The organism is Curtobacterium sp. 9128 (assembly GCF_007673775.1).
Classification (GTDB): Bacteria; Actinomycetota; Actinomycetes; order Actinomycetales; family Microbacteriaceae; genus Curtobacterium.
Window position 1 is genome coordinate 53,523 of record NZ_VEAF01000004.1, and the last position, 9,918, is coordinate 63,440.

At 71.2% G+C, this 9,918-nt stretch carries 8 protein-coding genes; 1 reads left to right on the top strand and 7 read right to left on the bottom strand.

The window, feature by feature from the left end; genetic code table 11:
- Window positions 1-2 precede the first annotated feature (2 nt).
- The gene (locus FS641_RS09070; RefSeq protein WP_144763011.1) at window positions 3-587 is read left to right on the top strand and encodes an NTP transferase domain-containing protein; all 585 of its coding nucleotides are present in this window, start codon (window positions 3-5) and stop codon (window positions 585-587) included.
- A 4-nt stretch (window positions 588-591) separates the two neighbouring features.
- On the opposite strand, the gene FS641_RS09075 is transcribed toward FS641_RS09070, so the two are convergent.
- The 7 genes from FS641_RS09075 to FS641_RS09100 all read right to left on the bottom strand — a co-directional run bounded on the left by FS641_RS09075 (window position 592) and on the right by FS641_RS09100 (window position 9,761).
- Window positions 592-2,718: an acyltransferase family protein gene (locus tag FS641_RS09075; RefSeq protein ID WP_186317671.1), complete on the bottom strand. Its 2,127-nt coding sequence runs from the start codon at window positions 2,716-2,718 to the stop codon at window positions 592-594.
- A 2-nt stretch (window positions 2,719-2,720) separates the two neighbouring features.
- Complete coding sequence (locus FS641_RS18060) at window positions 2,721-3,971, bottom strand: hypothetical protein (protein ID WP_186317672.1); 1,251 nt, start codon at window positions 3,969-3,971, stop codon at window positions 2,721-2,723.
- A 70-nt stretch (window positions 3,972-4,041) separates the two neighbouring features.
- The gene (locus FS641_RS09080) at window positions 4,042-5,136 is read right to left on the bottom strand and encodes an alkene reductase (RefSeq protein ID WP_144763015.1); all 1,095 of its coding nucleotides are present in this window, start codon (window positions 5,134-5,136) and stop codon (window positions 4,042-4,044) included.
- 45 nt (window positions 5,137-5,181) lie between these two features.
- Complete coding sequence (locus FS641_RS09085; RefSeq protein ID WP_144763017.1) at window positions 5,182-5,394, bottom strand: hypothetical protein; 213 nt, start codon at window positions 5,392-5,394, stop codon at window positions 5,182-5,184.
- Window positions 5,395-5,438: 44 nt separating this feature from the next.
- Window positions 5,439-5,882 (bottom strand): MarR family winged helix-turn-helix transcriptional regulator, encoded by a 444-nt coding sequence (locus tag FS641_RS09090; protein ID WP_144763019.1) that lies wholly within the window; start codon window positions 5,880-5,882, stop codon window positions 5,439-5,441.
- A gap of 513 nt (window positions 5,883-6,395) precedes the next feature.
- Window positions 6,396-9,035: an MMPL family transporter gene (locus FS641_RS09095; protein WP_144763021.1), complete on the bottom strand. Its 2,640-nt coding sequence runs from the start codon at window positions 9,033-9,035 to the stop codon at window positions 6,396-6,398.
- Between the two features lie 87 nt (window positions 9,036-9,122).
- Window positions 9,123-9,761, bottom strand: a complete 639-nt coding sequence (locus FS641_RS09100; RefSeq protein WP_144763023.1) for a TetR/AcrR family transcriptional regulator — start codon at window positions 9,759-9,761, stop codon at window positions 9,123-9,125.
- Between the last annotated feature and the right edge of the window lie 157 nt (window positions 9,762-9,918).

Genomic DNA, 9,918 nt, shown 5'->3' on the forward strand with positions numbered 1-9,918 from the left:
CCATGTCGACCGCTCCCCGCACCGCCGGACTCGTGCTGGCCGCCGGCGCCGGGACCCGCATGGGGCGCCCGAAGGCCCTCGTGCGCGACCCCGACGGGCGCGCGTGGCTGGACGTCGCCGTGGACGTCGTGCTCGCCGGCGGGTGCGACGAGGTCCTCGTCGTGCTGGGCGCTGCGGCGGACGAGGCGCGCGGATCGGTGCCGGACCGCGCCGACGTCCGGGTCGTCGTCGCCGAACGCTGGGCCGACGGGCTTGGGGCGTCCCTCGACGCCGGACTCGGGGCGCTCGCCGACGACCCGGACGTGGTTGCCGCCCTGGTGACCCTCGTCGACCTGCCGGGGCTGCCGCCCGCCGCCGTCCGGCGTGTGCTCGGTGCCCCCGCCGGCCGGTCCGCAGTGCTCCGGCAGGCGGAGTACGACGGTCGTCCCGGTCACCCGGTGGTCGTCGGCCGCGAGCACTGGGCAGCGCTCCGTGCGTCCCTCGAGGGCGACCGCGGTGCAGGGCCCTACCTGCGTGCCGCGGGGGTCGAGCGCATCGGGTGCGAGGACCTGTGGGACGGCGAGGACCAGGACCGGCCGCTGCCCTGACGGGTCAGCCGCGGGACGGGGTCATCGCCGCGCGGAGGTCGGCGCTCAGGTAGGGCTCGAGGGTCGTCGCCCAGGTCCCCGTCACGTGGCTCGAGTCGCGGTACACCAGCACACCCCCGATCACCGCCGGGCAGGTGGTCTGCGTGCAGTAGTACTTCGTCAGGTCGATCACCGAGCCGCGTCCGCCGTCGGCGTGGAAGGTCCGCATCGCCGCTGCCGAAGAGTCCGAGGGGGTGAGCGCGACGGAGCGGGGCTGGTCGCACGAGTCGTCGGTGGCGCCGGACATCCGGCTGACGCACACGATCACGTCTGCCCGGGGGATCGGGTTGTCCCGGATCGCGATCACGGGGAGCGAGTCGCCCGCCGCCTGCTGCCACGCGTCCACGAGACCCGCCTCGGTCGCCGCTCCGGAGCCGCCCGGGTTCGGCGTCGTCACCGGTCGGAGGTTGGCGGAGTGGGTCACGACGAGTGCGTCCGCCTCGGTCCGGTGCTGCTGGACGTACCGGATCGCGTCCTGCTTCCAGGCGTTGCAGGCGCGGACCCCTGCCTCGTCGGGAGCCGCCTGCTGCGCCGTGGTGAGGTAGCAGCCTCCGCTGCCCGCGAGGTCGATCCGCCAGCCGTTCCGTCGCCCGATCGCGTCGTAGGCACCGAGGAGGGCGTTGCTGTGCGAGTCGCCGAGCACGATGAGCCGCTTGCTGTAGCCCCTGGTCGTCCCGAGCTCGCAGACGTGGAACGTCGCGTTCCAGCACGCAGGGCGGTTCGGGTCGTCCCGCTCGGCCGCCGACGGGGCCGGCACCCGGACGTCGGCGAGTCGCGGGTTCACGCAGGGCTTCGCGGTGCCGATGGCCGCCGCCGCGCCGAAGCAGGGCGCGTCGCCCTGCGCGAGTTCGTGCGCGAACGTCGCCGCCTGCACCTGTTGCACGTGGACGGCTCCGAGGGTCGAGGCGCCCAGTGCGACGACCACGACCGTCGCCACGGCACCGAGCAGCGCCACCCGGCGCGGTCGGAGCGTGCGCATGCGCCGCGAGAACCGCAGCGGCTCCTCGAACGCGACGGTCGTGACCGTGGCGAGGAGGAACGACACCACGAGGACGGCCAGTTTCGTGCGCCACCCCATCGGATGCCCGAGCGCGATCGGCACGATGACGACCAGCGGCCAGTGCCAGAGGTAGAGCGCGTAGGAGATCCGTCCGGTGAACGCGACCGGTCGGAGCGCGCCGAGCTGCTCGAACACCGTGCCGGCGCCGACGGTGACGAGCACCGCAGCCCCGAGCACCGGGAGCGCCGCCGCGATCCCCGGGAACGGCGTCGCCGGGGTGATCACCACGAGCGAGGCGACCAGGGCGAGCGCGCCGACCGTGGCCAGACCCGTCCGTGCCGCGCGGCCCACGCCGGTCCGGACGACGGGGAGCCGGACCGTGGCGACGAGACCGCCGAGCGCGAACTCCCATGCGCGTGTCCCGGTCGAGAAGTACGCGACACCGGGGCTCGTCGCCGTCTGCACGACACACCAGGCGAGGGACACGACGACGACCGTGCCGAGCAGCAGCCGCGCGCGCACGAGGGGCGAAGTGCGTCGCCGGAGCGCCAGGGACAGCAGCACCAGGAGCAGGGGGAGCCCGATGTAGAACTGCTCCTCCACCGACAGCGACCAGAAGTGCTGGAACGGCGAGGCGGCGTTCTCCGAGTCCAGGTAGTCGACGGCGCTCGCCGCGAGCTCCCAGTTCTGGGCGTAGAGCGTCGACGCGATCAGCTCGCGCCCGTACTGCCCCCACAGCGCGCTCGGCACCACCGCGAGGACGGCCACACCGGTCGCCAGGATCGTGACGAACGCCCCGGGGAGCAGGCGCTTGGCGCGTCGGGCCCAGAACGGTCCCAGGCGGATGCGACCCGTCGCCTGTTGCTCGCGGAGCAGGTGCCCGGTGATGAGGTAGCCGGAGATCACGAAGAACACGTCCACACCGACGAACCCGCCGTGGAGACGCGCCGGCCAGAGGTGGTAGAGGACGACCGCGAGCACGGCGAACGCGCGGAGTCCCTGGATGTCCCAGCGCGTGGTGTCGCGTGCTCGGTGTGCGGCGGCCGGCCTGGTGTCTCCCTCGGGCCGCGGCGTCGTCAGCTCGGTGACCACGCTCAGTCGCCCCAGTCGCCGAGCGCGAAGCGGTACGACTGGTAGGTCGCGTCGACGATCCCGACGCCGAGCGCGACCCAGAACACCCACCGCGTCCGTCGTCGTCCGAGCGTCGACGCCACGAGGACCATGAGCGGGAACTGCACCGAGCTCTCGCGCGCCATCGACGTCCACGCGTAGCTCGTGCCCATCGAGACGACCATGAGGCCCGTGTAGACGAGCTCCGGCCACCAGCGCTTGGCCACGAGGAACCCGATCGCGACCAGGTACAGCGCCACCATGACGATGTCCGACCACTCCTGGAACTGCCCGGACCCGGTCGTGCCCGTCGCGATCGAGAGCGTGGTGGCGAAGGTCTCCCACGGCCACTGCGTCTTCCGGTGCCAGCCGAGCTCCTGCACGAGGAACCAGTGCCGCGGGTCGCCGGTCTCGTGCCAGAGCCACACGAGGTAGTACCCGAGACCGAGTGCCCCGATCGCACCGAAGGCCACCGCGCGCCAGAGTCGCGCGAGGAACGGCCGGACCCGCGGCCCGAGCAGCTGTGCCACGACGAGGGCGGCGACGAGGTACACGGTCTCGACGCGGAAGGTGCCAGCGGCGATGCAGAGCAGGGCAGCGGAGAACCACCGTCCGCGCTGCACGAGCAGCCAGGCACCGATCGCGAACGCGAGGTACGGGGCGCCGGCGTACGGCGCCACCAGGAAGTGCGCGTACGGCCCGGCGACGAGGATCGCCACGGCGCCGGCGGCGATGCGGGCGTCGAAGCGGTCCCGCACGGTCCGCCAGAGCAGGACGGCGGCGATCGCGGCGGAGGCCCCGGTCACGAGCCACATCCCGGCGGCGACCTGCGTCGGGTTGGGGGTGACGGTGAAGAACACGCCCTCGGCGACGAAGCGGGAGAGGAACGGGTAGCCCGGCAGGAACGCCTCGTCGAAGGGGACGACGCCGAAGGTCGGGTAGCCCGCGAGGGCGACGTGTAGGTAGTTCTCGCTGTCCCAGTGCGACAGGATCGTCGGGAAGGTCGCGAGGGACAGCTGACCGGGTCGCTCGACCAGCCAGGCCACGACGGCGGCGCCCTCGAGCACGATCCGCGCGGCGGCCCAGATCGCCAGCGCGAGCAGGGTTCCGCGGAGGCTCCGTCGGCGGCGTTCGTCCCGGGCGGCCGCGCGACCGGAGGTCGCGTCGTCGAACCGGTCGGCGCGGTCGGTCTCGTCGGTCCGCTCGAGGGACGGCGGCGCGGTCGCGGTGCTCACCAGGAGATCGTAGACGGGAGGCGCGGTGCCAGCTGGCACCGCGCCTCCCGTCCGTTGCTGCTCGCGTCGACTACGCGACCGGCTCGCTGACCTCGGCCAGCGTCGGGTAGTCCGTGTAGCCCTCGCCGGTCACGCCGTAGAAGTGCTCGGGGCGCGGCTCGTTGAGCTCCGCCTCCTGCTCCCAGCGCGCCGCGAGGTCCGGGTTCGCGATGGCGGCGCGACCCACGGCGACGGCGTCCGCGAGGTCACCGTCGAGCAGGGAGATCGCTTCGTCGCGGGTGGTCATCGACGAGAAGCCCGAGTTCGCGACGAACGGGGCGCCCGCGGTGCGACGGATGTGCTGCACGAGCTCGCTGCCGGGCTCCGCGTTCAGGACGTCCACGAACGCGATGCCGAGCGGCGCGAGGCCCTCCGCGACCGCGGTGTACGTGGCACGCGTGTCGGTGTCGTCCTCCTCGAGCACGCCCTGGATGTTGTGCTGCGGCGACAGGCGGATGCCCACGCGGTCGGCGCCGATCGCCTCGGCGACGGCCGTCGTCACCTCGACCGCGAAGCGTGCGCGGTTCTCGGGGGAGCCGCCGTACTGGTCGGTGCGCGTGTTGGAGACGGGGGAGAGGAACTCGTGCACGAGGTAGCCGTTCGCACCGTGCACCTCGACGCCGTCGAGTCCGGCGGCGATCGCGTTGCGGGCGGCCTGCACGAAGCCCTGCACGGCCTCGCGGACCTCGTCGGTGGTGAGCTCGTGCGGCACCGGCATGTCCGCCTTCGAGCCGTCGGCCAGGTGCGTCTGGCCGGGCGCGGCGATCGCCGACGGGCCCACGATGCGCGGGGTCTGCGAGATGTCGGTGTGCGAGACGCGGCCGCCGTGCATGAGCTGCATCACGATCGTGCCGCCCTGCTCGTGGACGGCGTCGGCGACGCGACGCCAGCCGGCGATCTGCTCGTCGGTCTCGATGCCGGGCTGGCCGGGGTAGGAGCGGCCCTCCTGCACCGGCCAGGTGCCCTCGGTGATGATCATGCCGAGCGAGGCGCGCTGAGCGTAGTGCTCGACGAGCAGGTCGTTCGGGATCCCGTGCTCGCCGGCGCGCGTGCGGGTGAGCGGGGCCATGACGATGCGGTTCGACAGGGACAGGGCGCCGAAGGTGGCGGGTTCGAAGAGCTTCACGTGGAGGTCAACGACGTGTTGCTCGGTGCATTCCCGCGTCGCTGGTCAGTCGCGCGGGCAGACCAGGGTCGAGGAGCGGATCTGCCCCTCCGGTCGGATCACCTGGTGTCGGGAGAGCGCCTTGCCGCACATCGGGCACGGGCGGTCGATGCTGCGGTCGTCCATGCCCTCCGGGTGCCCTGCCCCGATCTGCGAGGGGCCCATCTTGCGGATGAGCGTGCTGTTCCATCGGTCGTACCAGTTGCTGAAGCGTCCCATGGTCGTCCTTTCGTTCGTGCACTCATCATTGTTGCACGAACGGTTCAGGCGGCGTCGACCACCGCAAGCAGATCGGTGAGTTCGTCCTTGAGTCGCTCGAGTCGTTCGAGCGGCCACCCCAGGCGGTCGGCGACGGTGGTCGGTACGGAGCGGGCACGATCGCGCAGTGCTCGTCCTGCGGTGGTGAGGGAGACCTCGAGCTGGCGTTCGTCGGTGGTGCTCCGTGCTCGTCGGACGTACCCGGACGCCTCGAGACGCTTCAGCAGCGGGCTGAGGGTCGCCGAGTCGAGTCGGAGTTCGCGGGCGATGTCGCGGACGGAGCGGGGGTCGTGCTCCCAGAGTGCGAGCATCACGAGGTACTGCGGGTGCGTCAGGCCCATCGGCTCGAGCAGGTCGCGGTAGAGCCCGATGACGCTGCGGCTCGTCGCCGCGAGGGCGAAGCAGAGCTGCCGGTCGAGGGCGAGCGGGTCGATCTCGGTCTGCGCCATGCCGTCATCGTACCGTTCGTGCGCGAACGGTCGCCCCGCTCCCGACTCGGCCCGCCACGCTCCCCACTCGGCCCGCTTCGCTCGCTCCCGACTCGGAACGACAACGTCGATGTCGTACGACACCGACGTTGTCGTCGCTTCGCGTTCCGAACTGTTGCCCCGGCAATGAGCGACAGGGTCGCTGTCGTACGACAGCGGCGATGTCGTTCGGGGTCGACGTCCGGGCGGTGCCCCGGCAGGCAACACCGCGCTGCGGCCCGACGGCGCCCTGGTTGATGCACCCGCAATGAGCGACAGGGTCGACGTCGTACGACAGCGACGGTGTCGTTCCGAGTCGAGCACGGCGTGGACGCGGTCGATGCACCCGCAACGAGCGACAGGGCCGACGTCGTACGACAGCGACGGTGTCGTTCCGAGTCGAGCAAGACCCGGCCGGTCCGCGCCGCCCGCACGGCGCACAGGAGGCCCGGGGCCGGTCTCGGGACCGGCACCGGGCCTCCAGGCTGGTGCGTGCTACGCGCGGTGCGCTGGTGGGTGACCCGAGTCGTGCGCGTTCGCGTCGGGCGCGACGGGGAGTGCGTGCGAACCGGTGTGCGTCTCCTCGCGGCCGCCGTCGCCCGGGTGGGTGCGCTCGAGCTTCGCGCCCTCCACGTCGACGTCCGGCACGATGCGGTCGAGCCACTTCGGGAACCACCACGCGCTCTTGCCGAGCAGGTGCATCGCCGCCGGGATGAGCAGCATGCGGACGACGAACGCGTCGACCAGCACGCCGAACGCCAGGCCGAAGCCGATCGGCTTGATCGTCGAGGAGTCCGAGAAGATGAAGCCCGCGAACACCGAGATCATGATGATCGCCGCTGCCGTGACCACGGCCCGGCCGGCGTGCAGCCCGCGCTGGACGGCGACCTTCGCGCTGGCGCCGTGGGCGTAGGCCTCACGCATGCCGGACACCAGGAACAGCTGGTAGTCCATCGCGAGCCCGAACAGGATGCCGATCTCGATGATGGGCAGGAAGCTCAGGATGGGACCAGGGTCGTGCACCCCGAACACGCTGCTGAGCCAGCCCCACTGGTAGATCGCGGTCAGGCCACCGAAGGACGCCAGCACCGACAGGATGAAGCCCGCCGTCGCCGTGATCGGGACCAGGAACGACCGGAACACGATGATCAGGATGATCAGCGACAGACCGACCACCACCACGAGGTAGAGCGGGAGCACGTTCGCGAGCTTCTCGGACACGTCGATGTTCGCGCTCGCGTTGCCGGCGACACCGAGCGACGCGGAGCCGTCGTCCACCTTCACGTCCTGCGCGCGGAGGTCCTTGACCAGGTTCTCCGTCGAGACGCTGTCCGGGCCGCCGTTCGGCTTCACCTGGAAGGCGATGATCGACCGGTCCTTCGACGCGCCGATCGGCAGGACGGCGTCGACGTCCGAGTTCTTCGCGATGGCCTGGCCGATGGTGACCTCGGTGGCGGTCACGTCGTCCTTCGCGATCGCCTTCGGCAGCGTCGCGACGACGAGGAGCGGACCGTTCTGGCCGGCGCCGAACTCCTTGTCGAGTGCCTTGTACGCCTTGTACTGGCTGGAGTCGACAGCCTCGGATGCACCGCTCGGCAGACCGAGCCGCATCTGCATCGCGGGGAGTGCGATCGTGCCGAGGACCACGATGCCCGCGACCAGGGTGATGACCGCGCGCCAGGTCGACATCGGCTTGTTCGGGACCCGGGTGGAGTCCGTGTTGCCGATCCGGGCCCGCTCCTTCTTCCGGAGGATCCGCATCCCGATGAGGGACAGCAGAGCCGGCGTGAAGGACGTGGCGATGAGGATCGCGAAGAAGACCGCGACCGCACCGACGGTGCCCATCAGGCCGAGGAACGGGATCCCGGTGATGTTGAGCGCGAGCAGGGCGACGATGACGGTCGTGCCCGCGAACACCACGGCGTTGCCCGAGGTCCCGTTCGCGAGCCCGATGGACTCGTGCACGGCCATGCCCTGCTGCAGCTGGGTGCGGTGTCGGTTCAGGATGAACAGCGAGTAGTCGATGCCGACCGCCAGGCCCAGCATCACCCCCAGCACCGGCGTCACCGAGATGAACTCGACGAGGCTGGAGAACGACAGCGCCGCCAGCGAGGCCACGCCGACGCCGAGGAGGGCGCTGACCAGCGGGACCGCGGCACCGATCACCGTGCGGAGCATGAAGAACAGCACGAGCGCGGCGATGATGACACCGGCGATCTCACCGGGGCCAAGGATCGACGGCACGCCCTGGGCGATGTCGTTCGAGACGTAGACGTCGACACCGCTGATGTCGGCCGTGTCGGCCTTGTCCGAGATGGCCGTCTTGGTCGACTGGGGGACCTCGAAGGTCGACTTCGCGAACTGCACGGTGCCGATCGCGGCGCTGCCGTTCGACGAGACGAAGCGGATGTCCTTCGACAGGTCGAGGAGCTTCGTGCCCTGCTGCAGCTCCCGCTCGTTGTCGTCGAGCTCCTGCTTGCTGGTGTCGAGCTTCTGCTGCGCCTCGGTGAGCTGCTGCTCACCCGCGGTGAGCTGCTGCTGCTGCGCGTCGATCTGCGCCTGCGCCTGCGCCAGCTGCGCCTGGGCCGCCGTGGCCGCAGCACCGCCGGCCGCCGCTGCCTGCTGCTTCTTCGCGTCCAGCTCGGTCTGTGCGGCCTGGATCTGGGACTTCCCGGCGTCGAGCTGCTGCTGCTGGGCGTCGAGCTGCTGCTGCCCGGACTGGAGCTGGGTGCGGCCGTCGTCGATCTTCTGCTGGCCGTCCTGGAGCTTCTGGCGCTGGTCGTCGAGCTGCTGCTGCGTGGCGAAGCCGCTCATCGCCCCCTTGACCCCGTTCAGGTCCTTGAGGTCCTTCATGAAGTCGTCGACGGCGGTCTTCTGGGCGTCGGTGAACGCCTTGCCGTCCTTGGTCTCGAAGACGAGCGTGCCGTTGCCGCCGTTCGCACTCGGGAACTTGTCGGCGAGCTCGTCCTGCACCTGGCTGGTCTTCGTGCCGGGGATGGTGATGGACGACGAGATGGATCCTGCGAACAGGGCGTACGTGCCACCCGCGATCCCCATGATCACGATCCAGGAGATGATCACGAGCCAGTGTCGCCGGGCGGCGAACCGTCCCAGGCGGTAGAGCAGACCGGCCATGCGGAGCCCCGTTCCTTTCGTAGTGGTGGTGCTGGGTGCGGGGCACGCCGGTGGACCCCTGGTGGTGCAGCGTCGCGCGCTGCGAGTTCAGTGCGCGGGCATGTACCCGCTGCGGACGCTGTGCACGAGGCGTGCGAGCAGGGCGTCCCAGTCGTCGATCGCCTCCTGGTCGAGGCGGGGGCCGGTGGTGCGGAGCCAGTGCTCGGCGATGACGACGATCCCGCTCATCAGGGACTCGACGAGCAGTGCAGCGTCGAGTTCGTCGGCACCGGGGTACCGGCGGGCGACCTCGATGCGCAGCCGTTCGGTGACCCGCGTGAACGCCAACTGGACGAGCGCCCCGCCCTTCGGGTTCTCCGGCTCCGGGTCGCCGAGGAACCGGTACATGCGGGCGATCGCCGGGGCGATGTCGGCGCCGCGGGCGGCTGACTCGAGTTCGTCGAACATCGACGCACGGCTGCCGTCGCCGACCGGGGTGTTCGCCACGTCGCTGAGGAAGCGGTCGATGATCACCGACAGCTCCTGCTCGCAGACCGCCAGCAGGACCTCGTCGAGGGACCCGAAGTGGTTGAAGACCGTCCGTCTGGCGATGTCCGCCCGGGCCGCGAGGTCGTCGACGCTGAAGTCGCGTCCACCGCGCTCCTCGACGAGGTCGCGCGCCGCCTGCAGGATCGCCGCACGGTGCTTCGCCTTGAGGGCGGCACGGCGGTCGATCGCGAGGGTCACGCCTCAGACACTAAGTGCATCGATGCACTCGGTGCAACGATGCCGAGCGGATGCTCAGCGTTGTCCCCCGGCAGCCCGTCTGTCGGTGACCGACCGCCGGGGTGGGGGGCGCGGGCGGCGCCCCCCCCGCGCGCCCCCCGCCCCCGGGCGCCCCCCG